Source organism: Streptomyces echinatus (assembly GCF_014203595.1).
Classification (GTDB): Bacteria; Actinomycetota; Actinomycetes; order Streptomycetales; family Streptomycetaceae; genus Streptomyces; species Streptomyces echinatus.
The window spans coordinates 66,086-92,056 of sequence record NZ_JACHJK010000013.1 but is presented as its reverse complement, the minus strand read 5'-3'; the positions used below and the strand labels follow the sequence as shown (position 1 = coordinate 92,056).

The window sequence follows — 25,971 nt, the reverse complement described above, 5'->3', positions numbered from 1 at the left end:
CGGCCCACGGGCCGCCACCGAAGACAAGGAAGCACCATGGCACCATCGGCAGACCAGCGCATCGTCATCGAGAACTGTGCGATCGCGACCGTGGACGCGGGCGACACCGAGTACGCCTCCGGGTACCTCGTGCTGGCAGGCAACCGGATCGAGTCGCTCGGCGCGGGCGACGCCCCCGAGGGGCTGGAGAACGTGGTGCGCCGGATCGACGGACGCGGCCATCTGGCCACGCCCGGTCTGGTCAACACCCACCACCACTTCTACCAGTGGATCACCCGGGGCCTGGCCACCGACCACAACCTGTTCAACTGGCTCGTCGCGCTCTACCCCATCTGGGCCCGCGTCGACGAGCGGATGACGTACACGGCCGCACAGGGATCCCTCGCCATGATGGCCCGCGGCGGAGTCACCACCGCCATGGACCACCACTACGTCTTCCCGCGGGGCTCCGGTGACCTGTCCGGCTCGATCATCCGGGCCGCCGCCGAGACGGGTGTCCGCTTCACGCTGGCCCGTGGTTCCATGGACCGCAGCGAGAAGGACGGCGGACTGCCGCCGGACTTCGCCGTCGAGACGCTGGAGGGCGCGCTCGCCGCGACCGAGGAGACCGTCAAGAAGCACCACGACGCCTCCTTCGACGCCATGACCCAGGTGGCGGTGGCCCCCTGCTCCCCGTTCTCCGTCTCCACCGAACTGCTCCGCCAGGGTGCCGAGCTGGCCCGCAGGCTGGGCGTGCGGCTGCACACCCACGGTTCGGAGACCGTGGAGGAGGAGAAGTTCTGCCACGAGCTGTTCGGCATGGGCCCGACCGACTACTTCGAGTCGACGGGCTGGCTCGGTGAGGACGTGTGGATGGCGCACTGCGTCCACATGAACGACTCCGACATCACCGCCTTCGCCCGCACGAAGACCGGTGTCGCCCACTGTCCGTCGTCCAACGCCCGCCTCGCCGCCGGTATCGCCCGCGTCCCCGACATGCTGCGGGCCGGTGTCCCGGTCGGCCTCGGCGTCGACGGCACCGCCTCCAACGAGTCCGGCGAACTCCACACCGAACTGCGCAACGCCCTGCTGATCAACCGCCTCGGCGCGCACCGCGAGGCCGCGCTCAACGCCCGCCAGGCGCTGCGGCTCGGCACCCACGGCGGCGCCCAGGTCCTCGGCCGGGCCGCGCAGATCGGCTCGCTGGAGCCCGGAAAGCTGGCCGACGTGGTGCTGTGGAAGATGGACACCCTCGCCCACGCCTCGATCGCCGACCCGGTGACCGCGCTGGTCTTCGGAGCGGCGGCCCCGGTCACCGCGTCCTTCGTCAACGGCCGGCAGATCGTCGAGAACGGCCGCCTGCTCACCGTCGACGAGGACGCCTTGGCCACCACCACCCGTGAGGAGGCCCAGCGCCTCGCCCGGATCGCCGCGCAGCGCTGATCCGCCCCGGGAACACCACAGACTCCGGCCGGGAGGGACGGCTCCCGGCCGGGACCGTGGATCCGAGCGGGATCCACGGAAGCCGTCTCCGGAGCGCGCACCCGCGCGCTCCGGAGAAGGTCACCCCCACACCGCTCGCCCACCGCTCAGGTCCCCACCCCCGTCACGGTCCCGCACGATCACACGCACCACCTCCCTGAAACCCACGTCGACGACGACGTGTCACCCGCCCGGAGGAGCCGCCGTGGCCGCCCATCCAGTTGACGAAAAACTCCCCGCCCTGAAAATGGCGACCAGCGGTCTGCAGCACGTGGCCGCCATGTACGCAGGAGTCGTCGCCCCGCCACTCATCGTCGGCGCGGCCATCGGCCTGTCCGCCACCGACCTGACCTTTCTGACCGGCGCCTGTCTGTTCACCGCCGGCCTCGCCACCTTCCTCCAGACCCTGGGGTTCTGGAAGATCGGTGCCCGGCTGCCGTTCGTCAACGGCGTCACCTTCGCCGGGGTCGCCCCCATGACCGCGGTCGTCGCCTCGACCGACGACAAGTCCGACGCCTTGCCGATCATCTTCGGCGCGGTCATCGTGGCCGGTCTCCTGGGCTTCCTCGCCGCCCCCTTCTTCAGTAAGGCGATACGTTTCTTCCCGCCGGTTGTCACCGGTTCGGTCATCACCCTGATCGGTGTGTCCCTGCTGCCGGTCGCCTTCGGCTGGGCCCAGGGCCCCGACCCCGCGGCCGACGACTACGGTTCGACGACGTATCTCACCCTGGCCGGCGTCACCCTGCTGATCGTCCTGCTGCTGCGCCGCTTCACCCGGGGCTTCGTCAAGCAGATCGCCGTCCTCCTCGGCCTGGTCCTCGGCACGCTCGTGGCGATACCTTTCGACGCCACGGACTTCAGCCCGGTCGCCCACGCCGACGTGGTCGGTTTTCCCACGCCGTTCCACTTCGGCGCCCCGCAGTTCCAGGTGGCCGCGATCCTCTCGTTGTGTGTGGTGATGGTGGTCTCGATGACCGAGTCGACCGCCGACATGCTGGCGCTCGGTGAGATCGTCGAACGCCCCGCGGACGAGAAGACCATCGCGGCCGGCCTGCGCGCCGACACCCTCGGCTCCGCGCTCAGCCCGCTGTTCAACGGCTTCATGTGCAGCGCCTTCGCCCAGAACATCGGCCTGGTCGCGATGACGCGCATCCGGAGCCGGTACGTCGTCGCGACCGGCGGCGGCTTCCTGGTCCTGATGGGCCTGTGCCCGATGGCCGCCTCGCTCATCGCGGTCGTGCCCCGGCCGGTCCTCGGCGGCGCCGGCGTGGTGCTGTTCGGATCGGTCGCCGCGAGCGGCATCCAGACCCTGGTCCGGGCCGGACTGGACCGGGACAACAACGTCCTGATCGTGGCCGTGTCCCTCGCGGTCGGCATCATCCCGATCACCGCGCCGGGGTTCTACCACGCGTTCCCCGAGACCGCGAAGATCGTCCTGGACTCGGGCATCTCCACGGGCTGCGTCACGGCCGTGGTGCTCAACCTCCTCTTCAACCACATCGGCAAGGGCGGCGAGGCCCAGGACGTCACCCATCCGATGGAGGCGGGACAGGAGATCGCCTCCGTCTACTGAGACGTCGTCCCGGACACACGAGGCCGGGGGTCACGGGGCCGAACCCGTGACCCCCGGCCGGCGCGTCTCATGACCGGACAGCCCCTCGCCGCCGCCCGCGGCGGCGGCCCGGCCTCCGTCACGCGTCCGGGGGCAGATGCCCGCACCCGGACTCAGCCGCGGCCGCCGGCCCGGCACGGGGTGACCGCGGGCAGCCGGCCGGAGAAGTACGACCGCGGCGGTACGCCCATCAGGGAGCGGAAGTCGGACGTCATGTGGGCCTGGTCGAAGTACCCGGTGGACGCGGCGAGTTCCGACCACGGAGTGTCCGGGGCCCCGGTGACGACCGCGCGGACCCGGTCGATGCGGGCGTACTGCTTGGGGGAGACCCCGACGCCCTCGGCGAACAGATAGCGCAACTGGCGCTCACTCACCGCGAGTTCCCGGGCGACCTCACGGACCTGCGCGGGCGTCCGGTCCGTGCGGACCGAGAGCGCGGCCACCCCGGCGCGCAGCAGCGCCGCGCGTCCCGGGTCCACGGCCGTCGACAGCAGCCCGGGGAGGGACTGTTCGAGACGGGGCACCGCCTCCCGGGGATCCAGCCACCGCAGCTCCTCCGCGAGCCGGCGAGGTGTCGGGCCCGGCAGCTCGTGCAGCGGTACCACCCGGCCCACCAGCTCCGCGGCCGGCACCCCCAGCAGGGGACGCACCGTGCCCGGCAGCAGGCCCAGCTCCACACAGGTCGACTCCGCCTTGCCCAGGTGGTACGAGGCCCGCACCCGCGGCCCGACCGCCAGCACGTCGCGGTGCCCGTCCGCCGTCACGCGGAGCACCACCCGCGTCACCGCGTCGGGCAGGCGCACGAGCGCTTCCTCCGGCGGGTCGGCGTAGGCGGCGGTCCGTACCCCCGCTATCCAGGGACGCAGCCCCTCGGGTGTGTGCAGGGTCTGCTCGGCGATGGGCTTCGGCATCCCTTCACGGTAACGGCACCGACGGGCCCCGCGGGCGGGACGGCCGTGCCGGAATCTACAAGATCCCGGCGGCCCGGGGAGGCCATCGTGGAGCCATGATCCTGGTGACGGGTGCCACGGGCACCATCGGAAGCGAAGTGGTACGACAGCTCGCCGCACGCGGCGAGAAGGTGCGGGCGCTGACCCGCGACCCCGCGAAGGCCGCGGTGCCGGCCGGAGTGGAGGTGGTGCGCGGGGACTACGCGGAGCCGGACTCCCTCGACGCGCCGATGGACGGCGTGACGGCCGCGTTCCTCGTCGGGGTCCCCGGCCCGGCCCCGAACCGCGACCGGGTCCTGGTCGCCGCGGCCCGCGCGGCGGGAGTACGCCGGCTGGTGAAGCTCTCCGCCATCGGGACCGGCGACCCCGAGACCGGCCCGTTCGGTCTGTGGCACGTGGAGGGCGAGCGGGCCGTGCGGGAGAGCGGGGCCGACTGGACGGTCCTCAGGCCCTCGACGTTCGCCTCCAACACGCTGACCTGGGTCCAGGCTCTCCGGGCGGGCGAGCCGGTGCCCAACATGACGGGGGACGGGGCGTCCGGGGTGATCGACCCGCGTGACGTGGCCGCGGTGGCCGTGCGGGCCCTGCTGGACAGCCGGTACGCGGGCCGCACGTACACCCTGACCGGGCCCGAGGCGATCAGCGTCCCGGAGCAGGCGGCCGTGCTCGCCTCGGTCCTGGGCCGCCCCGTCCCCACGCGGGACCTCTCGACCGACGAGACCCGCGACTTCCTCCGGACCGCCTGGGGCCTCGACGCCGCGGGGGCGGAGGGCGTCCTGGCGGGCCTGGCCCATGTCCGCCGGGGCGGGAACGCGACGGTCACCGAGGACGTGCCCGAGGTGCTGGGCAGAACGGCACGGACCTACCGGGCATGGGCGGCGGACCACCGGGGGGCCTTCGAAGCGGGTTGACCCACCGGGCCCACGGCAGCCCACCCGCACCGCCCACGCGGCCCCCGGCCGTCGCGGTCCCCTCCCACGCGGCCCCCGGCCGTCGCGGCCCCCTCCCGCGCGGCCTACAGGCCGAACAGGCCGAGGTCGGTGGCCAGTTCCTTGAACACCTCACGCGGATCGGCGACCAGCCTGCGCTCGGCCAGGTTCATGATGCCGCCCACCGCGGTGACCTCGGCCGCCAGGGAGCCGCCGGCCTTGCGTATCTCCTGCCGGATCCGGAAGGTCTTGCCGGTGCCCCACTCGAAGACGCACGTGACGTCGACCTCGTCACCGGCGAGCAGTTCCCGCCGGTAGCGGATGGTCGTCTCCAGCGCCACCGGGCCGACCCCCCGGCCGACCAGCCGGGCCTGGCTGATCCCGGCCTCCTGGAGCAGCGACCAGCGGGCGTGCTCGGCGTAGTTGAGGTACACCGCCTGGTTGAGGTGTCCCTGGGTGTCGGTCTCGTAGCCGCGGACGGTCACACGGACGGAAAACGGTTCGGTCACTGCTCGTCCTTCTCACGTTCGGTTCTGACGGACGACCGATCTTGACACGCCGGTCACACCCGGCGCGGCGAGGCCAGCAGATACCGGGCCCTCGTCCGAGGCTCGGTGTACTCGCCGACCTGCCAGCCGGCCCGCTCCAGCGTGGCCGCGCAGGCCGTCAGCGTCTCCGCGTCCGGCGCGTGGACCGCGACGGCCTCCGGCTGCGGGGTCGCCCGGACCCGGTACCCGTCCGCGTCCCCGCCCGCCGGACGGTGGCCGGCCGCCTCCAGCGCGAGCGCCGCGGCCCGCACCAGATGCGCCCGCTCCCACCCGCACGGCCGGTCCGCGGCACCGTCGGGATTCGTCATCCGGCGCAGCTCCAGCAACCCCTGCCAGGCGCCGTGCACCTCGCGCCGCCGGGCCGGACCGGGCCCCGGCGGCTTCTCCTCGCCGCCGACGCGGGCCGCGAACACCCCCGTGTCCGGCGTGTCCGGTGCGGGCTCCGCCGGCGCCCCGGGCACCGCCTCCCGTATCCGGTGGCCCGCCGGGGTGAGGAAGTGGTCGTGCGGTGGCCGGGGGTGCCGGAAGGCGAGCCCCCGTCTCACCAGTGCCGTGAGCTGGTGCTCCGTGCCGTGCAGCCGGCCGGTGACCGGATCGGCGGTCTCGATCAGCCGTCGCTGCGCGGCGGTCGGCGGTCGGGTCACGGGATGCTCCTTCCGGCACTGTCACTCGGCGGGACCGCCGGACGGGCGGCCCGCTCGCAGCGTACGGCCCGGGTCCGACAACGCCCCCTACTCCGGGGGCCGGATGTTCCATCCCGACACCACCGGTCGCCCGTGCTCGGTACCGAGGCGGCACAGCGTCCCCGTCGCCAGCTGGAACAGGGCCCCGTGCTGGGGCGCGAGGCCCAGCCGGCGGGCGGTGAGGACACGGAGGAAGTGGCCGTGGGCGATCAGCACGACGACGCCCTCCGTGTTCGCGAGGGCGGCGTCGGCCTTGGCCAGCATCCGGTCGGCGCGCTCCCCGACCTGCTCCGCGGTCTCGCCCGGGTGGTCCGGCGGACCGGGTGCGACGCCGTCCGTGAAGAGGAACCAGCCGGGCCGGCTCCGCTGGATCTCCGGCGTGGTCACGCCCTCGTACCCGCCGTAGTCCCACTCCCGCAGGTCGGTGTCGACCCGCGCGTCCGGGATCCCGATGAGCTGGGCGGTCTCCCGGGCCCGCTGCAGGGGGCTGACGAAGGCGGCCCCGATGCGGTGCGAGCGGATCAGCGGGACCAGCCCGCGCGCCTCCGCCCGCCCGTGCTCGGTGAGGGGCACGTCGGTCCAGCCGGTGTGCCGCCCGGACCGCGACCACTCGGTCTCCCCGTGCCGGACGAGAAAGAGGTCACCCATGAGGGCACGGTGACACAGGACCGCCCCCGCCCGCAGAACGGACTGCGCCGGACGGCCGCCCCCGCCCGCAGAACGGACTGTGCCGGACGGCCGTCTCCGCCCGCAGAACGGACTCCGTTGGACGCCCCCCCGGCCGGGGGGCGGACCGGGCCGGACGGCCGTCTCCCGCAGCCGGGGCGGACGGTGCCCGACGGCCGGCTTCGTCCGCCGCCGGGCGGCCGGGCCCCGCCCGCACGGGGCGCGGGGCGTCATGGCGGCGCGTCCCGGACGCGTGGGGGATCAGGTGCCGGGGTGGACCAGTGTGTGCTCGGTGCCGAGGGTCTTGGCGCCCGTGTCGGCGTACAGGGTGGTCTCCCCGTCGGACCAGCGCACGACCAGGTCGTTGCCGGAGCCGTCGTGGCGCAGGCCACCGGCCGTCAGCACCTGCGCGTGCGTCCAGAGGCTGTTCGGGCCGATGATCCGGGTCCTGGTGCCGAGCCCCGCGGCCGAGGTGCCCGCGTAGGTGTCCAGCGCGCCGTCGGACCAGCGCACCAGCAGGTCCCCGGCGGCCGTGCCGCCGAAGTCGCCGCCGGTCAGCAGGGCGGCCTTGGTCCAGGTGGCGTTCGCCGCGAGGAGCCGGGTGCCGGCGCCGAAGCCCCCGGCGCCGGCCTCGGGGTACAGGGTGAGCGAGCCGTCGGCCCAGCGGACCAGCAGGGCGGTGCCGCCGTCGGCCCGGAACGGTCCGGAGGTGACCTGGGCGGCGTTCTTCCACGCGGACCGGGGTGCCGCCATCCGGATCTCCCGGCCCAGGCCGGTGGGGCCGGGCTGCGGGTAGAGGGTGACCTCGCCGTCGGACCAGCGCACCAGCAGGCCGGACCGGTCGGCGCCGCCGAAGGTGCCGCCGGTGAGCGTCCGGGCGTGGGTCCAGACGGAGTTGGCCTTCTGCAGCTGCCTCTCGGCCCCGAAGCCGCCCCTGCCGTCGCCGGGGTGCAGGGTGACCGCGCCGTCGGACCAGACCACGAGCAGATCGCCGTGCCCGTCGCCGGTGTAGTCGCCCGAGGCCATGAGCGTGGTCTTGCGCCAGCGTCCCGCGCCACCGGCCAGCGCGCCCTTCAGCCCCCGGTACGGCGGCAGATCGGCGGGCGGGGCCTGGTCGGCGACGGCGTAGGCGAGGAGGTTCGCGGCGTCCGCGCCGAACGCGGTGGCGTAGCTGATGTAGTCGACGTTCGCGTCGTTGCCGCCGCCGTTGTAGCCGCCGAGGTTGCCGATGACGTGCCCGGTGCGGGCGTCGTCCTTGTAGTCGGTGATCCACGGGCTGCCGGACACCCCGCCGTAGTAGCCGCCGCAGGTCATCGACAGCTGCCGGTAGCCGCGCAGTTGCGTCGTCGGGACGGTGCACTTGACGGCGCGTCCGGCGCTGTTGTGCCGGTAGGAGGGGTAGCCGACGACGGTGACGCCCCGGCGGGTGTAGCCCGAGGGCCGGGTGAAGGTCAGTCCGCCGCCCACGGCGTCCTGCAGGGACGCGCCGCGCTGGTTGGCGGAGACCCGGGCGAACGCGGTGTCCAGGTCGGAGGAGACACCCTTGGTGGTCGAGGACCCCTGGTCGGGCTTGTACCGGGGATCGATGAAGATCCGCTGGATGTGGAAGATGCCGTACGGCTGCCGGTCGGGGGCCGCGCCCTTGACGAACTTCGGGACGAAGATGTAGTCGCTCTTCATGCTCAGCGCGCAGTGGGCCGCCGTGAGCACGATGTTGCGGGCGCGGGTGTCGATCACGCTGCCCGTGCAGTGCCAGGTGGTGCCGCCCGGCCCGTCGGAGCCGAAGAACGTCCCGACCAGCCGGGTCCCCTTGAACAGGGTGCCCTTCGGGCGGGCCGTCACCGCGGCCGACGCCCCCGGCGCCGACGGCGTGTGCCGCACCGCGTCCAGCGGCCGGGACTCGGCCATGCGCTCCGCGGTCCAGAACCGCGCGGCCTGCCGCGCCTCCTGCCCCGTGACGGGCGCGGGCGGCACGGGACCGGGCTGCCCCGGATCGGCCTGCGCGGCCGGCACCGCGACTCCGAGCAGTGCCGCGCACGCCACGGCGACGGCCGCACGACGTCTTCCGTCCGAGAACGGTCGTCCGTACGAGAACACTGAAGCTCCCCCTGGTCATCGGCTGGAACCGGCCCCGGGGGCGGTGGTGCGGCGCCGGTCGGTCGCGCACACCGGCGGCTGGTGTGCCCGCCCCGTCTCGTGCGGGGCCCCCGGTCGTTGCGGGGGTGATCTTCGCACGAATGAGCGAAACGGGCCACATGGGCCGGAGGCGCTATTGCCGGTACCCGCCGAGGAACCTGCCGATCCGGCCGATCGCCGCCTCCAGGTCGTCCGCGTACGGCAGGGTCAGGATGCGGAAGTGGTCGGGAGAGGGCCAGTTGAAGCCGGTGCCCTGGACCACCTGGATCTTCTCGCGCAGCAGGAGGTCCAGGACGAACTTCTCGTCGTCGTGGATCTTGTGCACCTTGGGGTCGATGCGCGGGAACGCGTACAGCGCGCCCTTGGGTTTGACGCAGGACACGCCGGGGATCTCGTTGAGCTTCTCCCAGGCCACGGACCGCTGTTCGTGCAGCCGGCCGCCGGGCCGGGTGAGTTCGCGGACGGACTGGCGTCCGCCGAGGGCGGCCTGGATGGCGTACTGGGCGGGCGCGTTGGCGCACAGCCGCATGGAGGCCAGCATGGTCAGGCCCTCCAGGTAGTCCCTGGCGTGCTGCTTCGGGCCGGTGACCACCAGCCAGCCGGAGCGGAAGCCCGCCACCCGGTAGGTCTTCGACAGGCCGCAGAAGGTCAGGACGACCAGGTCGGGCGCGAGCGCGGCGGCCGAGTGGTGGACGGCGTCGTCGTACAGGATCTGGTCGTAGATCTCGTCGGCGAGCACCATCAGGCCGTGCCGGCGGGCCAGGTCGAGAATGCCCTCGACGACCTCCTTCGGGTAGACCGCGCCGGTCGGGTTGTTGGGGTTGATGATGACCACGGCCTTGGTGCGGTCGGTGATCTTCGACGCCATGTCGGCCAGGTCCGGGTTCCAGTCGGCCTGTTCGTCGCACAGGTAGTGCACGGCCTTGCCGCCGGCCAGGGTGGTGACGGCCGTCCACAGGGGGAAGTCCGGCGCGGGGATGAGGATCTCGTCGCCGTCCTCGATCAGGGCCTGGACGGCCATGGAGACCAGCTCCGAGACGCCGTTGCCCAAGTAGATGTCGTCGACGTCCACTTCGAGGCCCAGGTTCTGGTAGCGCTGGGCGACCGCGCGGCGGGCGGAGAGCACGCCGCGGGAGTCCGTGTAGCCGTGCGCCTGCGGCAGCATCCGGATCATGTCCTGGAGGATCTCCTCCGGCGCCTCGAAGCCGAAGGCCGCGGGATTGCCGGTGTTCAGGCGGAGCACGCTGTGCCCCGCCTCCTCCAGCGCGTTGGCGTGCTCGATCACCGGGCCGCGGATCTCGTAGCACACCTCGCTGAGCTTGTTGGACTGCCGGAACTCCATGGGCCCCTCCGGAAACTCGGTTACTTGGTTTTACCAAGCGAGAGCTTGGAAAGTCCAACAACATGTCTAGACTGCGTCGCATGCCACCTCGCCGAAGCTACGACCAGTACTGCTCCGCAGCCCGCGCCCTCGATCTCGTCGGCGACCGCTGGACCCTGCTGATCGTCCGGGAGCTGCTCGCCGGTCCCCGCCGCTACACGGACCTGCACGCGGATCTGCCCGGCGTGAGCACGGACGTACTCGCCTCACGGCTGAAGGACATGGAACGGGACGGCCTCACGACCAGACGCCGGCTGCCGCCGCCGGGAGCCGCGTACGTGTATGAACTGACGGCGCGCGGACGGGAGTTGCTGCCCGTGCTGCAGGCGCTGGGCAGCTGGGGCGAGCGGGAGCTGGCCGAGCGCAGGCCCACCGACGCCGTGCGGGCGCACTGGTTCGCCCTTCCGCTGCTGCGCGCCCTGGACGGCGAGGGCGTCGTCGAAGTGAGCCTGGAGGAAGGCGTCTTCCACCTTCGCGTGGGCGCGCCGGAGGGGCCGGTGTACGGCGACGGGCCCGCACCCGGCGAGGCGGACGCGCGGCTGACGATGGACGCACGGACCTGTGAGGGAGTGGCCCGGGGCGAGTTGCGCCTGTCCGACGCGGTACGCGACGGGCGGGTGACGGTGACCGGGGACGGCACGCTCGCCAAGACGCTGCGGGAGGCGTGAGAGGCCCGCGCGTGGGAGGCGTCAGGGGCCGGGGCGTCGGAGGCGTGAGAGGCCCGCGCGCGGAAGGACGGGAGGCCCGCCGGTGAGCGGGCCTCCCTGCGCGGTCATGCCTGAGGCGGTACGCCGGCCGGCCGTCCCGACCCCCGGGTCAGCGCATACCCGCCGATCCCGGCGAGCGCCGCGAGCGCGCCGCCGATCGCGGTCCACACCCAGCGGTCGGACCACCAGCCGGAGGACCAGCCGTCGTCCGAGCCGAAGCTCGACAGCACCGCGGTCTTCGAACCGTCCTCGTCGGCGTCGGCCTTGACGGCGATCCCGGGGACCAGCGGCTTGCCCAGCGAGCCGTCCACCGCCGCCGCGCCGCCGATGTCCTTGGAGCCGACGCGCACTTCGGCGCCGACCGGCTGGCCGAGGTCGGAGGCGCCGAGGTCCACCACCGTGAGCCGGACGTAGTACGTGCCCGGCAGCGGGTCGTCGGCCCACGGCTCCGACCAGCCGCGCACCGTGCGCAGCACACAGGCCAGCTCGACCGAGGAGGCGCCCTGCGCGGCGGTGCGGGTCGTCGCGCCGTACTGGCAGGACTGACGGCGCCGCAGCCCGTCGTACACGTCGAGCTGCCAGGTCTGCGAGCCGTGCGTGTCCGGGAGCTTCACCGTCGCCTCGACGGTGGGGCGCTGCCCGGTGTCCGCGGGGAAGGACCAGTACAGGTAGTCGCCGGTGGAGCCGGAGGCGGTGGCCCGCTGTCCCTGCTCGATCTCCGCCGCCGTACGGAACGAGGTGCCCGCCTGGGTGGGCGCCTTGCCGTCGTCGGAGGCGCTCGGGGAGGGCGAGGAGTCGGCCGCGGCCGGCCCGGCGGCCAGCCCCAGCGCCAGCAGCGTGGCGCCCAGCACTCGTGTGATCCGCATCAGTTCGTCCTCCAGACCGCGACCCGCCAGCGCGACAGCCAGCCCCACAGCAGACCCGCCAGGAAGCCGATCAGCACCAGTGCGCCGAGCAGCCACCAGCCACGGCCGAGACCGAAGGCGGCCACGTCGTGGTGTCCCGACGGCCCGTCGACCACGTCGACGGTCAGTTCCAGCGGCAGACCCGGGGTGGTCTTGACCCCCGAGGCCACCGAGAACGACTGGGTGACCTGCAGACACACGGTCTCCGCGGTCGCCGTGTCGTCGTCGCTCTCCTGCTTCGGATAGCGCAGACCGGTGGAGATGACGTCCGTGCGGCCGGTACCGGCGGCCTCGCCGCGCACGATCTCCCGCCCGTGGACCGTCACCGCCCGCAGCAGCACACCGTAGTTCGGGCCGACGGCCCGGTCGTCCGCGACGCTCACCGAGGCGCGCAGCTCCTGGCCGGGCTCGACGTCCACCTTGTACCAGCGCTGCTGCCCGAACTCCTCACGGTCGGTGTAGAGACCCGACTTGAGCGCCGGCGCCTTCTCGCACCGGTCCGCGCCCGACGTGGCCACCGGTGTCACCACCGGATCGGCCGCCCGGTCGACCAGCTGGCCGACCCGGTCCGACAGTTCCTCCTTGTGCCGGACGTCGGTGTAGGTGCCGCCGGTCGCGTCCGCGATGCAGCTGAGCTGGGCGCGGGTCTTGGCGTCCGGCACCAGGCCGAGGGTGTCGATGGTCAGCCCGATGCCCTTGGCCGCTATCTCGCGGGCCACCTCACACGGGTCGAGCGGCTGGCAGGTGTCCTGACCGTCACTGATCAGGACGATGCGACGGGTACCGGAACCGCCGTTGAGGTCGTCCGCCGCCTTCAGCAGCGCGGGCCCGATCGGGGTCCAGCCGGTCGGCGCCAGGGTCGCCACGGCCGTCTTCGCGTCGGTCCGGTTCAGCGGGCCGACCGGGTAGAGCTGCGCGGTGTCCTTGCAGCCCTCCTTGCGGTCGTTGCCGTGGTAGTTGGCGCCGAGCGTACGGATGCCGAGCTCGACCTCCTCCGGGGTCGCGTCCAGCACCTCGTTGAACGCCTGCTTCGCCGCGGCCATCCGGGTGCCGCCGTCGATGTCACGGGTGCGCATGGAACCGCTGACGTCCAGCACCAGTTCGACCTTCGGGGCGGCCTGTTCCGTCTCGTCGGCGACCGCTCCGGCGGGGAACGCGAGCCCGGCCGTCAGGGCGGCGAGCAGAGCGCAGACGCCCGCCGCCAGCCGTTGTCTTCTGATCATCGCCGGATCCTATTGATCAGATCCGCCGGACTCCAAAACTCGGACTCCAGAACTCGGACTCCAGAACTCGGACTCCGGAACTCGGACGCCGGAACCGGACCCCGCAAACGCCGGGTGACCGTCCCCGCCCCGACATGACGCGAAATCACCCGGTCGCCGGGAACCGGAAGGCGCGAGGATGGGGCAGGGTCGTCCAGATGTCCCCGCTGTGGCCGGGCGAGAGCCGCATCAGGGTCAGCGCCTTCGCCGGCAGCGGGTCCGCGCGCAGCGCGGCCAGGTCCGGGGTGGGGGGAAGGTCCGGCACGACGGCGTCGAGGGCGGCGGCCAGCGCCGGACCCGAGCCCGCCGTGCCGGCCAGCGCGCCCGCCACCAGGGAGCCGAACAGCTTGCGGCGCAGGGCGGTCTCGTCGTCGGTGATCAGACGGCCCGTGAGGGCGGGCGGGGTGATGCGGTGACGGGCCAGCCGGGCGGGACTGATCCGGATGTCGGCGAGGTCGCGGTAGACCAGGCGCAGCGGGGTGCCGTCGGACGACAGGATCACCAGGAGGTTCTGGCCGTGCGCCTCCAGGGCCACCCCGAGATCCAGCAGGCGCAGGCCCACCGTGAGCGCCAGCCGGGTGAACGCGCCCAGCCAGGAGGGGGAGTCCGGCAGGGACGTGGTGGCGAGAGCGGCCACCGGCAGCACGTGTTCGCCCGGAGCGGCGTACACCTCCGGCGACTCCCGCAGCAGCGCGGCCAGGTCGGAGGAGTGGGCCGTGACCGCCCCCAGCGTGCGGGTGATGTGCAGCAGACCGCCGGTGCGCGCGGCCAGGTCCTCGGCGAAGGCGGACAGCGGCGCCGCGGCCCGCACCGAGTAGCCGGAGATGTCCCGTACCGACGAGGTCAGCCGGGCGCTGAGCGCGGTCTTCACATGCGGGCCGCCGGGCAGCGCCAGGGTGCGCAGCGACATCAGCGGACGGGCCGGGCGCCACGCGTCGTACGGCCGGCGGAGCACATGAGCGGCCTGCCATGGATGCACCGGCACCAACAGCCGGTCACCCGACCGGAGTTCCGCCGGCCAGTCGCCGGACAGCAGGCAGTCGGCGGCCGGTACCGGCACCGTGCCCAGTTCGACCACGGGGCCGTGCTCCGGGCCGTACGCCAGCTGGTCCGCCACCGAGAAACCGGGCCGGGAGCGGCAGTTCGGATGGAACGGGTGCCCGTCGACCACCCGCTGCTCCCACTCCCAGTCCTTCCCCCAGCCTTCGGCCGGGGGGACCCCCACCGGCCACTCCTTCGGGTGATCGGCGGCCGCCCGGGACAGCGCCAGCGAGGCCGTGCTTCCGGCCAGTTCCGCCGCGAAGGCGGAGCCGTGCGGCACCCCGAGCGCGTCCGTCAGGCGCGCCGGATCGTCGTACCGCTCCCGGTCCAGGCGCACCGCGGTGACGTAGGCGCCGGTGGCGTACGGGTCCGCGGGCGGCCCGTGCAGGGTCCGGCCGTCGGCGAGGCGCAGGGCGAGGCCGTCCGCCGCCGGCACCCGGCCGGTGAGCCACGGCAACGGCTCATGGGCCAGCGCCCGCCACAGCCGGGTCAGCACGGCGGCGCGGGCACCGGGCAGCTCCGCCGCGTACCGGGGCAGCAGAGCGGGCCGGACGGCGGCCAGCTCCTCGGCGATCTCGGCCTCGGCGATGGGGGGACGGTGCACGGCAGGGCTCCTCGGGTACGCGGGCACGGCACGATAGTCGGGGACCGCCGGGGACGACAGCCATACTGATCATCACCGGCCCCGGACGGCGCACCCGGTGTGCGCGGGGACGACCGCGGGCCCTGGACGACGGACGAAGACGACCGCGGGCCCTGGACGACGGACGAAGACGACCGCGGGCCCTGGACGACGGACGAAATGGAACGCGTGGACCTCACACCCCCCACCGGCGAGGTCGGCCGCCGCGCCGACGCGTACGCGGCGGCGCCCCTGCTCAACTGCCTGCTGCGGGAGGTGGCCGAAGCGCTCCCGGGCGCCGCCGGGGACCGCCGTGTCCACCGGCTGCCGGACGGGCGCCTGCTGCGGGTGCGCGCCGGGCGCCGTCCGGCGGACCCCGAGCTGTACACGGCCGGGGCCTGGCGCCGCGTCGGCCACCCGGAGCTGGTCAAACTGGTCGCCGAGGTGCTGCGCCGGCACACCGGGCTGCCCGGCGGCGACCTGCCCGCCGAGATGATCGACAGCCGGGACACGGTCGCCGCCCTGCTCACGGCCCGCGCCCGCGCCACCGCGCCCGAGGACCCCTATCTGCGCTCCGAGCAGTCCCTGCTCACCGGCCATCCGTACCACCCGGCCCCCAAGGCGCGCGGCGGCGGACCGGTCGCCTCCTGGCTGCCGTACGCGCCCGAGGCGCACGCCCGCTTCCCGCTGGTGCTGCTCGGCGTCCGCGAGGACCAGGTGGCCGAGGAGGGCGACACCGGGGCCCTGGACACGCTCGGCGCGGCCCCGCCCGGCTACCGGCTGCTGCCCGCCCACCCCTGGCAGCTCGACCTCACCGCCCACGACCTCGCCCCCGCGTTCGCCGACGGCCGGCTGCTCAGGCTCGGCACGACCGCCTTCGACACCTGGCCCACGGCCGCGGTCCGCACGGTGTACGAGCCGCGCCGCGATCTGTTCCTGAAGTTCAGCCTGGACGTCCGCATCACCAACGACATCCGCCGGCTGTGGCGCCACGACCTGCGGAAACTGCGTCGTACGGATATCGCCGCCGGGCGCGCGCTGGCGGCGGCCGGCCCGCCCGCGGCCTGGCTGAGCGACCGCGGCTACCGCACCGCCGCGTTCGCCTTCGAGGAGCTGGCGGTGCTCGTCCGGGACGGGCTGCGCGGCCACCTGGTGCCGGGCGCCACGCCGCTGCTCGCGGCGGGTCTCGCCGAGGGCTTCGAGGGCAGCCCGCTGGCCGCCACGGCCGATCCGGCCGGCTGGTGGGAGGCATATCTGCGGCAGGTCGTACCGCCCGTCCTGGCCGCGTTCGACGACCACGGGGTGGTCCTGGAGGCCCATCTGCAGAACACCCTCGTCGCCGTGGACGCGGCCGGCATGCCCGTGCAGGCCCTGTTCCGGGACGCCGAGGGCGCCAAACTGCTGCCGGACGTCACGCGGGCCGCCGGCTGGGAGCGGCTGGTGTACTGCCTGGTCGTCAACCACCTCACCGAGATCGCCGGCGCCCTCGCCGAGCGCCGTCCGGGCCTGGACCCGTGGCCCGCCGCCCGCCGCGAACTCGCCCGCCACGACCTCCCCGAGATCCCCGCCCTCCTCACCGCACCCACCCTGCCCGGCAAGACCAACCTGCTGCTGCGCTGGACAGCAGCGGCCGGCGCGGACGCCCGCTACCTCCCCCTGCCGAACCCCCTACGAGCCGACTGACACGCCCCGCCGGGGCGCGGGGAACTGCGCGAGGAGCCCGACGGCGCCGCGGGGAACGCGACCGGGCACGTCGGCCGCGAGGCCCCCGTGCCCCATCGCGACGCTCCGGGCGATATGCGCCTACCCTGGCCGGTGTGCTGCGCGACGTGACTGCTGTTCGATACGTGACCCCGCTGCGGTCCGGCGGCTCCGTGCCCGGAGTCCTGGAGGCCGACGACCTCGGTACCTACGTCGTGAAGTTCACCGGCTCCGCGCAGGGCCACAAGGCACTGGTCGCCGAGATCATCGTCGGCGAACTGGCCCGCGCACTCGGCCTCCGCTTCCCGGAACTCGTCCTCGTCCACTTCGACCCCGCCGTGGCGGCCGCGGAGCCGCACCAGGAGGTGCGCGAGCTGCACAGCGCCAGCGCGGGCGTCAACCTCGGCATGGACTATCTCCCGGGCGCCCGGGACTTCACCCCGGACATCGCCAGGACCTTCCCCGTGGACCCCCTGGAGGCCGGCCGGATCGTCTGGCTGGACGCCCTCACCGTCAACGTCGACCGTACGGTGCACAGCTCCAACCTGATGGTGTGGCCCACGTTCGGCACCACGCCCCCGCGGCTGTGGCTCATCGACCACGGTGCCGCCCTGGTCTTCCACCACCGCTGGGACACCACCGCCCCGGGCCGCAGCTACGACTTCCGGCACCACGCCCTCGGCCACTACGGCCCCGACGTCCGCGCGGCCGACGCCGAACTGGCGCCCCTGGTGACCGAGGAACTGCTGCGCCGGATCGTCGCCGAGGTACCGGACGCCTGGCTCGCCGAGGACGCCGGGTTCGCCACGCCCGACGACGTCCGTGACGCCTACGTCGGCTACCTGCTGGACCGTGTCCGGCTCTCCCCCGAGTGGCTCCCCACCGACTTCCCGAGCAGGGAGGAGCTCGCGGCCGAGGAGGCCGCCCGCGCGGCGAAGACCGAGGCGGGCCGTCCGGACTGGCTGAAGCGGGTCCCCGACCTGCACGGCAAGCCGGCGGCGGAACGGGACTGGTCGGCACACCTCGGGTGACCGGGCCTCCCGGAGCCCACGGCAACCGGCGCAACCCGCATACGGCCGAGCGGCCCGGGGAAGGCTCCCGGGCCGCTCGGTGAGATCCTCGTACGGGTCAGCCCTTGAGCTGCTGGTACGCCGGCAGCGTGAGGAAGTCGGCGTAGTCCTCGTCCAGGGACACCTTCAGCAGCAGGTCGTGCGCCTCCTGCCAGTGGCCGGCCGCGAAGGCCTGCTCGCCGATCTCCTTGCGGATGGCGTCGAGTTCCTCGGCGGCGACCTTGCGGGCCAGCTCCGGCGTGGCCCTGTCACCGTTCTCGAACTCGACGCCGGCGTTGATCCACTGCCAGATCTGCGAGCGGGAGATCTCGGCGGTGGCCGCGTCCTCCATCAGGTTGAAGATGGCGACCGCGCCGAGCCCGCGCAGCCAGGCCTCGATGTAACGGATGCCCACCTGGACGGCGTTGACCAGGCCGTTGTACGTCGGCTTGGCGTCCAGCGAGTCGATCGCGATCAGCTCGGCGGCCTCGACGCGGACGTCCTCGCGCAGCCGGTCCTTCTGGTTGGGCTTGTCGCCGAGGACCCGGTCGAAGGACTCCATGGCGATCGGCACCAGGTCGGGGTGGGCGACCCAGGAGCCGTCGAAGCCGTCGTTCGCCTCACGGTCCTTGTCGGCACGGACCTTCTCGAAGGCCACCTTGTTCACCTCGGCGTCGCGCCGGGACGGGATGAAGGCCGCCATGCCGCCGATCGCGTGCGCGCCGCGCTTGTGGCAGGTGCGGACGAGGAGTTCGGTGTACGCCCGCATGAACGGGGCGGTCATCGTCACCGCGTTGCGGTCCGGCAGGACGAACCTGGCCCCGCCGTCACGGAAGTTCTTCACGATGGAGAACAGGTAGTCCCAGCGGCCGGCGTTCAGCCCGGCGGCGTGGTCGCGCAGTTCGTAGAGGATCTCCTCCATCTCGTACGCGGCCGTGATCGTCTCGATCAGGACGGTCGCGCGGACGGTGCCCTGCGGGATGCCGACGTAGTCCTGCGCGAAGACGAACACGTCGTTCCACAGCCGGGCTTCGAGGTGCGACTCGGTCTTGGGCAGGTAGAAGTACGGGCCCTTGCCGAGGTCGAGCAGCCGCTGGGCGTTGTGGAAGAAGTACAGGCCGAAGTCGACGAAGGCGCCCGGCACCGGTGTGCCGTCGGCGTCGACCAGGTGACGCTCGTCCAGGTGCCAGCCGCGCGGGCGCATGACGACGGTCGCCAGCTCCTCGTTCGGCCGCAGGGCGTAGGACTTGCCGGTGCGCTCGTCGGTGAAGTCGATGTCCCGGCCGTAGGCGTCGATCAGGTTGGCCTGGCCGAGGACGACGTTCTCCCAGGTGGGCGCGGAGGCGTCCTCGAAGTCGGCGAGCCAGACCCGCGCTCCCGAGTTGAGCGCGTTGATGGTCATCTTGCGGTCGGTGGGGCCGGTGATCTCGACGCGCCGGTCGTTCAGCGCGGCCGGGGCCGGGGCGACCCTCCAGGAGTCGTCCGCGCGGATCGCGGCCGTCTCGGGCAGGAAGTCGAGCGTGGAGGTGCGGGCGATCTCGGCGCGGCGCTCGGCCCGGCGGGCCAGGAGTTCGTCACGGCGCGGGGTGAACCGCCGGTGCAGCTCCGCCACGAAGGCGAGCGCAGCGTCCGTGAGGACCTTCTCCTGCCGGGGCAGGGGCTCGGCGTCGACGATGGCCAGCGGGGACGGCGCTGGTGCGGACATGAGCTGTCACTTCCTTCAGCGGTGGCACCGGGTGCCAAGTGGCACGAATAGGACAGTGAGCGCCCACTGTGCGGTCGGACGCTTCTGAACAGTGGATACTAGTTTCCTCATCGTGGAACTTCAATGGTTTGTTGATGTCGAGATTCTCTGAGTCGAGGCAAGGTGGCGCTCGGTGCCACCCCGTTCACTCAAGGTGGCTCAGGTCGGCCTCGGTGTCGATGTCGTACGGCGCGGCGACGTCCCCGCACTCCACGAGCCGGATCCGCGCCTCGTGCGCCATGAGGTAGGCCCGCGCCCCGCGGTCTCCCACGGCCGTCTCCGCGATGCCCGCCCAGTGCGCGGCACCGAACAGCACGGGATGTCCGCGCACCCCGTCGTAGGCGGCCGACGCCAGCGATTTCTCGTCCTCGTAGGCGCCGAGTACCCGGGACACCGCGGCCGGTCCGATGCCGGGCTGGTCGACCAGGGCGACGAGGGCCGCGCGCACTCCCGTACCGGCGAGCGAGGCCAGGCCCGCGCGTAGCGAGGAGCCCATGCCCTGCGCCCAGTCCGGGTTGTCCACCAGGACGCAGCCGTCCAGCCCGGCGCGCTCGCGCACCTCGTCCGACCTGGCACCCAGCACCACATGGATCCGCCCGCACCCCGCCGCGCGCAACACGTCGACCGCGTGTTCGACCAGGAGCCGGCCCCGGTGTGTCAGCAGTGCCTTGGGCCGCCCGCCGAGCCTTCTGCCCCCGCCGGCGGCGAGCAGCAGCCCCGCGACATCCCCCCGCAGATCCTGGTTGTCCGTCATGGGTCCTGCATACCCGACGGCGGCGGAACCGGCCGTTTTTCCGGCCCGATTCCCTTGGGCTGAATTTCGGTCCGCGCTGTGGCGCTCCCGCACGGGGTGGCGTTTACTGACCCGCGCACGACGGCGTGCCCAGGGGAGGGCTGTGTTGCGGAGCTTGGGGCAGAGGCCAGTGACCGGCAGCGACGAGGATCCGAGGGTGGCGGAACTGCGGATCGCGGTGTCCCGGCTGCGCCGCGAACTCGCCGCGTTACCGGCGGATTTCCCCGACCGGGCGATAGCCGAGGACGAACTGGCGGCGCTGGCCGCGATGGCCGCCGGCGGCCTGCCGGAGATCCCGCGCCTGCGCAGTTCCCTGTTACTGATCGCCGGCGCGATCGGATCGGTCAGCGCTCTGGCGCGTGGCCTCGGAGGCGTGCGGGAGGCGGTCGAACTGTTCGGCCGGCCGCCCGGGCCGGGGTGAGTGCGCCGACACGGGGCGCGGCGAACCGTACGCGCGGCCACGACGGACCGGTGACCGGGGCACGCCTCCGGGTTCCTCCGCCGGGGCGCCCGACCGCCGGACGCTCTCCGGACCCGTCTTCCCGGGTGCCCGGCCGCAGCAAGCCCCCGGACTCTTCCCGGGTGCCCGGTCGCGGTGCGCCCGCGGAGTCATCCAGGTGTCCTGCCGCCCTGTGCCCCCGGGCTCTTCCTGGGAGCCCGCTCGGCGCACGCCGCCCCTCGGGTCCCGCTGCTGCCTAGGCGCCCGAACTCGCCAGTGCCTCGGACAGTTCGCGGGCGATCTGCTGCAGCACCGGCACGATCTTGTCGGTCGCGGCCTCGGTCACCCGGCCGGCCGGCCCGGAGATGGAGATCGCCGCCGCCGTGGGGCTGTCCGGGACGCACACGGCGAGACACCGGACCCCGATCTCCTGCTCGTTGTCGTCGACGGCGTACCCGGCCTGCCGTACGTCCTCCAGCGCGGCGAGGAAACCCTCCGGCGTGACGATGGTCTTCTCCGTCGCGGCCGGCATCCCCGTGCGGGCCAGCAGGGCCCGCACCTCCTCGTCCGGCACCCCGGCCAGCAGGGCCTTGCCCACACCGGTCGAGTGCGGCAGCACCCGCCGGCCCACCTCCGTGAACATGCGCATCGAGTGCTTCGAGGGCACCTGGGCGACGTACACGATCTCGTCGCCGTCGAGCAGCGCCATGTTCGCCGTCTCGCCGGTCTCCTCCACCAGCCGGGCCAGGTACGGCCGCGCCCAGGTGCCGAGCAGCCGGGACGCGGACTCGCCCAGCCGGATCAGCCGGGGGCCGAGCGCGTACCGCCGGTTGGCCTGCTGTCGCACATAGCCGCAGGCGACCAGCGTGCGCATCAGCCGGTGGATGGTCGGCAGGGGCAGCCCGCTGGTCGCGGACAGTTCGCTCAGACCCACCTCACCGCCCGCGTCCGCCATCCGCTCGAGCAGGTCGAAGGCGCGCTCCAGGGACTGCACCCCGCCGGCGGCGGAGGGCTTCGCGGAGTCGGTGGTGCTGGCGCTGGACGTCGGCACGGCGCGTTCCTTTCGGGGCTGGCAGGAGGGCAGAAGCCTACCCGGCAGCCGGTTGACTCCCTGCTTGTACGTAGCTACGTTCTGCGTGACGGAATTCTAATTCCGCTTTGTGGAAATGTCCAGAGGGTGCCCTCCCTCGGCCCGGTCCGGAAGTGTGCCTCTTGACGGCCGGGAAGCGGGAGTGAAGACTCCTTCAACAGAACGTTGAATTCCGTTACGAGGTGTACATCCCGTTTCCTGGATGAACAACGGCGGTAGAGAGAGGGGTTCGGGTGTCCGACGCTGAACTGGTGCTGCGCTCGACGCGCGTGATCACTCCGGAAGGGACGCGGCCCGCCACGGTCACGGTGTCCGCCGGGAAGATCACGGCCGTCCTGCCGTACGACGCCGAGGTTCCGGCCGCGGCGCGGCTGGAGGACGTCGGCGACCACGTCCTGCTGCCCGGCCTGGTCGACACCCACGTACACGTCAACGACCCCGGCCGCACCGAGTGGGAGGGCTTCTGGACCGCCACCCGGGCGGCGGCGGCCGGCGGCATCACCACTCTGGTGGACATGCCCCTCAACTCCCTGCCGCCGACCACCACGGTCGACCACCTGCGGGTCAAGCAGGACGTGGCGCGGGACAAGGCGCACATCGACGTCGGCTTCTGGGGCGGTGCCCTGCCCGACAACGTCAAGGACCTGCGCCCGCTGCACGACGCCGGTGTCTTCGGCTTCAAGTGCTTCCTGTCCCCGTCCGGCGTGGACGAGTTCCCGCACCTGGACCAGGACGGGCTCGCCCGGTCCATGGCGGAGATCGCCGGGTTCGACGGGCTGCTCATCGTGCACGCCGAGGACCCGCACCACCTGGCCGCCGCCCCCCAGCACGGGGGCCCGAAGTACGCCGACTTCCTCGCCTCCCGCCCGCGCGACGCCGAGGACACGGCCATCGCGAGCCTCGTCGCACAGGCCCGGCGGCTGAACGCCCGCGTGCACGTGCTGCACCTGTCCTCCAGCGATGCCCTGCCCCTGATCCGCGCCGCCCGCGCCGAGGGTGTCCGCCTCACCGTGGAGACCTGCCCGCACTACCTCACCCTCACCGCCGAGGAGGTCCCGGACGGCGCCAGCGAGTTCAAGTGCTGCCCGCCCATCCGTGAGGCCGGCAACCAGGACCTGTTGTGGGAGGCGCTGGCCGACGGCACCATCGACTGTGTGGTCACCGACCACTCGCCCTCCACGGCCGACCTCAAGACCGACGACTTCGCCACCGCCTGGGGCGGCATCTCCGGCCTCCAGCTCAGCCTGTCCGCCGTCTGGACCGAGGCCCGCAAGCGCGGCCACGGCCTGGAGGACGTGGTCCGCTGGATGTCCACGCGGACCGCCGCGCTGGTGGGCCTCGGACAGAAGGGCGCCATCGAGGCCGGCCGCGACGCCGACTTCGCGGTGCTCGCCCCCGACGAGACCTTCACCGTCGACCCGGCCGGCCTCCAGCACCGCAACCGGGTCACCGCCTACGCCGGCAGGACCCTGTACGGCGTCGTCAAGTCCACCTGGCTGCGCGGCGAACGCATCGTCGCCGACGGCGGGTTCACCGAGCCGAAGGGCACGCTGCTCAGCCGCCCCCAGTGAGCCTCCCCCCGCCCTCGGCCCCGGCCGGGCGGGGGACCCCATCCCGCATCCGCAACCGGCCGACTCCGGAAAGGACCCCCTGATCACCGTGACGGCGATACCGAGCTTCACCGGCGACGCGAACCCCTACGGAGGCGGCGACCCGTACGCGGACTACCGCACCGCCGACTTCCCCTTCACCCAGTACGCCAACCTCGCCGACCGGCAGCTCGGCGCCGGTGTCGTCGCCGCCAACGACGAGTTCTTCGCCCAGCGGGAGAACCTGCTGGTGCCCGAGCGGGCCGAGTTCGACCCCGAGCACTTCGGCCACAAGGGCAAGATCATGGACGGCTGGGAGACCCGCCGCCGGCGCGGCGCCTCCGCCGCCCACCCGTGGCCGACCGCCGAGGACCACGACTGGGCGCTGGTCCGCCTCGGCGCGCCCGGCGTGATCCGCGGGATCGTCGTCGACACCGCCCACTTCCGCGGCAACTACCCGCAGGCGGTCTCGGTCGAGGGTGCCTCCGTACCCGGCTCGCCCTCGCCCGAGGAACTGCTCTCCGACGACGTGAAGTGGACCACCCTGGTGCCGCGCACCCCGGTCGGCGGGCACGCGGCGAACGGCTTCGCCGTCTCGGCCGAGCAGCGCTTCACCCACCTGCGGATCAACCAGCACCCCGACGGCGGTATCGCCCGGCTGCGCGTGTACGGCGAGGTCGTGCCGGACCCCGAGTGGCTCGCGGTCCTCGGCACCTTCGACGTGGTCGCCCTGGAGAACGGCGGCCAGGTCGAGGACGCCTCCAACCTCTTCTACTCCCCGGCCACCAACACCATCCAGCCGGGCCGCTCCCGCAAGATGGACGACGGCTGGGAGACCCGTCGCCGCCGTGACCAGGGCAACGACTGGATCCGCTACCGGCTCGTCGCCCAGTCCCTGATCCGGGCGATCGAGATCGACACGGCCTACCTGAAGGGCAACAGCGCCGGCTGGGCCTCGGTCTCCGTCAAGGACGGCGAGGACGGCGAGTGGACCGAGGTCCTCCCGCGCACCCGCCTCCAGCCCGACACCGCCCACCGCTTCGTCCTGCCCGAGCCGGCGGTCGGCACCCACGCGCGGATCGACATCTTCCCCGACGGCGGCATCTCCCGGCTGCGCCTGTTCGGCTCCCTGAGCGAGCAGGGCGCGAGCGGTCTCACGGCCCGCCACCAGGAGCTGGGCGGCTGATCCCCGCCCACGCGCGCGTGGGGCGCCCCGGCCGGGACAGCACCGGGGCGCCCCGCGCGTCACTCGCGGCGAACCTCGTCCGCCGTAGCGGAACTCTTCCGTCCACCTCTGGCGTTGTCTCCCACGTGACCCTTCAGCAAGAGATCGTCGGCAACGCCATGCAGATGGCGGTCGTCAACCTGCACCCCGGCCAGACCGTGTACTGCGAGGCCGGGAAGTTCCTGTTCAAGACGACGAACGTGACCATGGAGACCCGCCTGTCCGGCCCGTCGGGCAATGGCGAGGGCGGCCGGCAGAGCGGCTCGGGCGGTGGCATGGGCGGCATGCTGCGCCAGGCCATGGGCACCGCCATGCAGGTCGGCCAGCGCATGCTCGCCGGTGAGTCACTGGCCTTCCAGTACTTCACCGCCCAGGGCGGCGAGGGCACGGTCGGTTTCGCGGGCGTGCTCCCCGGTGAGATGCGTGCCCTGGAGCTCGACGGCACGCGCGCGTGGTTCGCCGAGAAGGACGCCTTCGTGGCCGCCGAGTCCAGCGTCGAATTCGGCATCGCCTTCACCGGCGGCCGGACCGGCATGAGCGGCGGCGAGGGTTTCGTCCTGGAGAAGTTCACCGGCCGCGGCACGGTGATCATCGCCGGGGCGGGCAACTTCATCGACCTGAACCCGGCGGACTTCGGCGGCCGCATCGAGGTCGACACCGGCTGCGTGGTCGCCTTCGAGGAGGGCATCCAGTACGGAGTCCAGCGCGTCGGCGGCCTCAACCGCCAGGGGATCATGAACGCCGTCTTCGGCGGCGAGGGACTGTCCCTGGCCACCCTGGAGGGCAACGGCCGGGTGATCCTGCAGTCCCTCACCATCGAGGGCCTGGCCAACGCCCTGAAGAAGGCCCAGGGCGGCGACAAGCAGGGCCCGACCGGCGGACTGTTCTCGACACACGCCGGCTGAGCCCGGCGTCCCCGTCCGTCCGTGCGACCCGGCGGGCCGCCCCGGAGGCCCGGCCGCACTCGGGGCCGGACCTCCGGCGGGTCGCGCCGCTCCTCGGGCTGATCCGTGGGGGGGGGAATCAGCAGCCGTAGTCGATCAGGTCGAACGAGGCGTAGTGATCCGCCGTGTAGTAGTCCTCCCGGCGCTCCTCACCGGTGACGACGCGGCGCGCGCCGCGGGTGGGGGAGCCCGGCGTGATCACGGTGTACTCGTGGTAGTAGCCGCTGGACCGGCTGGGCAGGACGCCTTCGCGGTTCGAGAAGACGGTCCCGTCCTGCGAGTACGGGTAGGGACCGCCCTGTTCGATCAGCTTCAGGGTGTCGTGGGCCTGGGAGGGCAGGGCGCCGTAGCAGACGCTGCCGACGGACTCGGCGGCCGCGTCCGCCGTGGTGGCGGAGACGGTGCCGCCCACGAGGAGGGCGGACAGAAGAGCGGCTGCTGCTCCGATGCGTGTTGCGCGTGGGGGGAATCTCATGGCCCTCATGGTGACGCGC

The 25,971-nt window shown here is 73.1% G+C and carries 23 protein-coding genes; 10 read left to right on the top strand and 13 right to left on the bottom strand.

Annotation, left to right across the window (positions count from 1 at the left end):
• Positions 1-36: 36 nt before the first annotated feature.
• Positions 37-1,422: an 8-oxoguanine deaminase gene (locus FHS34_RS30755; protein WP_184971480.1), complete on the top strand. Its 1,386-nt coding sequence runs from the start codon at positions 37-39 to the stop codon at positions 1,420-1,422.
• A 244-nt stretch (positions 1,423-1,666) separates the two neighbouring features.
• Positions 1,667-3,034, top strand: a complete 1,368-nt coding sequence (locus tag FHS34_RS30750) for a nucleobase:cation symporter-2 family protein (RefSeq protein WP_184971478.1) — start codon at positions 1,667-1,669, stop codon at positions 3,032-3,034.
• Positions 3,035-3,186: 152 nt separating this feature from the next.
• Here the strand turns inward: FHS34_RS30750 and FHS34_RS30745 are convergent, their stop codons facing one another.
• A complete protein-coding gene (locus FHS34_RS30745; protein ID WP_184971476.1) occupies positions 3,187-3,984 on the bottom strand; it encodes an AraC family transcriptional regulator in 798 nt (265 codons plus the stop codon).
• 95 nt (positions 3,985-4,079) lie between these two features.
• Between FHS34_RS30745 and FHS34_RS30740 the strand changes: the two genes are divergently transcribed.
• On the top strand, positions 4,080-4,934 hold the full coding sequence (locus FHS34_RS30740) for an NAD(P)H-binding protein (RefSeq protein ID WP_184971474.1): 855 nt from the start codon (positions 4,080-4,082) through the stop codon (positions 4,932-4,934).
• Positions 4,935-5,038: 104 nt separating this feature from the next.
• Here the strand turns inward: FHS34_RS30740 and FHS34_RS30735 are convergent, their stop codons facing one another.
• The 5 genes from FHS34_RS30735 to FHS34_RS30715 form a co-directional block, all read right to left on the bottom strand.
• Positions 5,039-5,461 carry an acyl-CoA thioesterase gene (locus tag FHS34_RS30735; protein WP_184971472.1) on the bottom strand — a complete coding sequence of 141 codons (423 nt, stop codon included), beginning with the start codon at positions 5,459-5,461 and terminating at the stop codon, positions 5,039-5,041.
• A 53-nt stretch (positions 5,462-5,514) separates the two neighbouring features.
• The gene (locus FHS34_RS30730; RefSeq protein WP_184971470.1) at positions 5,515-6,144 is read right to left on the bottom strand and encodes a hypothetical protein; all 630 of its coding nucleotides are present in this window, start codon (positions 6,142-6,144) and stop codon (positions 5,515-5,517) included.
• A gap of 87 nt (positions 6,145-6,231) precedes the next feature.
• Entirely contained in the window at positions 6,232-6,831 is a 600-nt protein-coding gene (locus FHS34_RS30725) for a histidine phosphatase family protein (RefSeq protein WP_184971468.1), read from the bottom strand.
• Positions 6,832-7,110: 279 nt separating this feature from the next.
• Positions 7,111-8,946, bottom strand: a complete 1,836-nt coding sequence (locus FHS34_RS30720) for a trypsin-like serine peptidase (protein WP_225817685.1) — start codon at positions 8,944-8,946, stop codon at positions 7,111-7,113.
• A gap of 172 nt (positions 8,947-9,118) precedes the next feature.
• Positions 9,119-10,327, bottom strand: coding sequence for a pyridoxal phosphate-dependent aminotransferase (locus FHS34_RS30715; RefSeq protein ID WP_184971466.1), 1,209 nt, complete (start codon positions 10,325-10,327; stop codon positions 9,119-9,121).
• Between the two features lie 80 nt (positions 10,328-10,407).
• On the opposite strand from FHS34_RS30715, the gene FHS34_RS30710 reads away from it, so the two are divergent.
• Complete coding sequence (locus FHS34_RS30710; RefSeq protein ID WP_184971464.1) at positions 10,408-11,034, top strand: winged helix-turn-helix transcriptional regulator; 627 nt, start codon at positions 10,408-10,410, stop codon at positions 11,032-11,034.
• Between the two features lie 104 nt (positions 11,035-11,138).
• Here FHS34_RS30710 and FHS34_RS30705 read toward each other — a convergent pair whose 3' ends face one another.
• The 3 genes from FHS34_RS30705 to FHS34_RS30695 form a co-directional block, all read right to left on the bottom strand.
• Entirely contained in the window at positions 11,139-11,939 is an 801-nt protein-coding gene (locus FHS34_RS30705; RefSeq protein WP_184971462.1) for a hypothetical protein, read from the bottom strand.
• A complete protein-coding gene (locus tag FHS34_RS30700) occupies positions 11,939-13,201 on the bottom strand; it encodes a VWA domain-containing protein (protein ID WP_184971460.1) in 1,263 nt (420 codons plus the stop codon). The genes FHS34_RS30705 and FHS34_RS30700 overlap by 1 nt, the downstream gene beginning before the upstream one ends.
• 145 nt (positions 13,202-13,346) lie before the next feature.
• Positions 13,347-14,885, bottom strand: a complete 1,539-nt coding sequence (locus tag FHS34_RS30695) for an IucA/IucC family protein (RefSeq protein ID WP_184971458.1) — start codon at positions 14,883-14,885, stop codon at positions 13,347-13,349.
• 198 nt (positions 14,886-15,083) lie between these two features.
• Between FHS34_RS30695 and FHS34_RS30690 the strand changes: the two genes are divergently transcribed.
• Together FHS34_RS30690 and FHS34_RS30685 are read left to right on the top strand one after the other, a co-directional pair.
• Positions 15,084-16,586: an IucA/IucC family protein gene (locus FHS34_RS30690; RefSeq protein WP_184971455.1), complete on the top strand. Its 1,503-nt coding sequence runs from the start codon at positions 15,084-15,086 to the stop codon at positions 16,584-16,586.
• Positions 16,587-16,720: 134 nt separating this feature from the next.
• A complete protein-coding gene (locus tag FHS34_RS30685) occupies positions 16,721-17,635 on the top strand; it encodes a HipA family kinase (protein WP_184971453.1) in 915 nt (304 codons plus the stop codon).
• Between the two features lie 97 nt (positions 17,636-17,732).
• Here the strand turns inward: FHS34_RS30685 and aceB are convergent, their stop codons facing one another.
• Together aceB and FHS34_RS30675 are read right to left on the bottom strand one after the other, a co-directional pair.
• On the bottom strand, positions 17,733-19,358 hold the full coding sequence (aceB, locus tag FHS34_RS30680) for a malate synthase A (RefSeq protein WP_184971450.1): 1,626 nt from the start codon (positions 19,356-19,358) through the stop codon (positions 17,733-17,735).
• Between the two features lie 184 nt (positions 19,359-19,542).
• The gene (locus FHS34_RS30675) at positions 19,543-20,151 is read right to left on the bottom strand and encodes a nucleotidyltransferase family protein (protein WP_184971448.1); all 609 of its coding nucleotides are present in this window, start codon (positions 20,149-20,151) and stop codon (positions 19,543-19,545) included.
• 142 nt (positions 20,152-20,293) lie between these two features.
• Between FHS34_RS30675 and FHS34_RS30670 the strand changes: the two genes are divergently transcribed.
• A complete protein-coding gene (locus FHS34_RS30670) occupies positions 20,294-20,611 on the top strand; it encodes a DUF5955 family protein (protein WP_184971445.1) in 318 nt (105 codons plus the stop codon).
• A 274-nt stretch (positions 20,612-20,885) separates the two neighbouring features.
• On the opposite strand, the gene FHS34_RS30665 is transcribed toward FHS34_RS30670, so the two are convergent.
• Positions 20,886-21,680, bottom strand: a complete 795-nt coding sequence (locus FHS34_RS30665; protein ID WP_184971443.1) for an IclR family transcriptional regulator — start codon at positions 21,678-21,680, stop codon at positions 20,886-20,888.
• Between the two features lie 272 nt (positions 21,681-21,952).
• Between FHS34_RS30665 and allB the strand changes: the two genes are divergently transcribed.
• The 3 genes from allB to FHS34_RS30650 all read left to right on the top strand — a co-directional run bounded on the left by allB (position 21,953) and on the right by FHS34_RS30650 (position 25,438).
• Complete coding sequence (allB, locus tag FHS34_RS30660) at positions 21,953-23,290, top strand: allantoinase AllB (RefSeq protein ID WP_184971441.1); 1,338 nt, start codon at positions 21,953-21,955, stop codon at positions 23,288-23,290.
• Positions 23,291-23,378: 88 nt separating this feature from the next.
• On the top strand, positions 23,379-24,494 hold the full coding sequence (gene alc, locus FHS34_RS30655) for an allantoicase (protein WP_184971440.1): 1,116 nt from the start codon (positions 23,379-23,381) through the stop codon (positions 24,492-24,494).
• A 125-nt stretch (positions 24,495-24,619) separates the two neighbouring features.
• Positions 24,620-25,438: an AIM24 family protein gene (locus FHS34_RS30650; protein ID WP_184971437.1), complete on the top strand. Its 819-nt coding sequence runs from the start codon at positions 24,620-24,622 to the stop codon at positions 25,436-25,438.
• A gap of 118 nt (positions 25,439-25,556) precedes the next feature.
• On the opposite strand, the gene FHS34_RS30645 is transcribed toward FHS34_RS30650, so the two are convergent.
• Positions 25,557-25,952 (bottom strand): guanyl-specific ribonuclease, encoded by a 396-nt coding sequence (locus FHS34_RS30645; RefSeq protein ID WP_184971435.1) that lies wholly within the window; start codon positions 25,950-25,952, stop codon positions 25,557-25,559.
• Positions 25,953-25,971: the final 19 nt, after the last annotated feature.

Excerpts from the sequence above, each read along its gene's own strand:
- FHS34_RS30645 (WP_184971435.1), bottom strand. The coding sequence starts at position 25,952 with ATGAGATTCCCCCCACGCGCAACACGCATCGGAGCAGCAGCCGCTCTT.
- FHS34_RS30725 (WP_184971468.1), bottom strand. The coding sequence starts at position 6,831 with ATGGGTGACCTCTTTCTCGTCCGGCACGGGGAGACCGAGTGGTCGCGG.
- FHS34_RS30740 (WP_184971474.1), top strand. The coding sequence starts at position 4,080 with ATGATCCTGGTGACGGGTGCCACGGGCACCATCGGAAGCGAAGTGGTA.
- FHS34_RS30690 (WP_184971455.1), top strand. The coding sequence starts at position 15,084 with ATGGAACGCGTGGACCTCACACCCCCCACCGGCGAGGTCGGCCGCCGC.
- FHS34_RS30745 (WP_184971476.1), bottom strand. The coding sequence starts at position 3,984 with ATGCCGAAGCCCATCGCCGAGCAGACCCTGCACACACCCGAGGGGCTG.
- FHS34_RS30710 (WP_184971464.1), top strand. The coding sequence starts at position 10,408 with ATGCCACCTCGCCGAAGCTACGACCAGTACTGCTCCGCAGCCCGCGCC.
- FHS34_RS30705 (WP_184971462.1), bottom strand. The coding sequence starts at position 11,939 with ATGCGGATCACACGAGTGCTGGGCGCCACGCTGCTGGCGCTGGGGCTG.
- FHS34_RS30715 (WP_184971466.1), bottom strand. The coding sequence starts at position 10,327 with ATGGAGTTCCGGCAGTCCAACAAGCTCAGCGAGGTGTGCTACGAGATC.
- FHS34_RS30755 (WP_184971480.1), top strand. The coding sequence starts at position 37 with ATGGCACCATCGGCAGACCAGCGCATCGTCATCGAGAACTGTGCGATC.
- aceB (WP_184971450.1), bottom strand. The coding sequence starts at position 19,358 with ATGTCCGCACCAGCGCCGTCCCCGCTGGCCATCGTCGACGCCGAGCCC.
- FHS34_RS30675 (WP_184971448.1), bottom strand. The coding sequence starts at position 20,151 with ATGACGGACAACCAGGATCTGCGGGGGGATGTCGCGGGGCTGCTGCTC.
- FHS34_RS30700 (WP_184971460.1), bottom strand. The coding sequence starts at position 13,201 with ATGATCAGAAGACAACGGCTGGCGGCGGGCGTCTGCGCTCTGCTCGCC.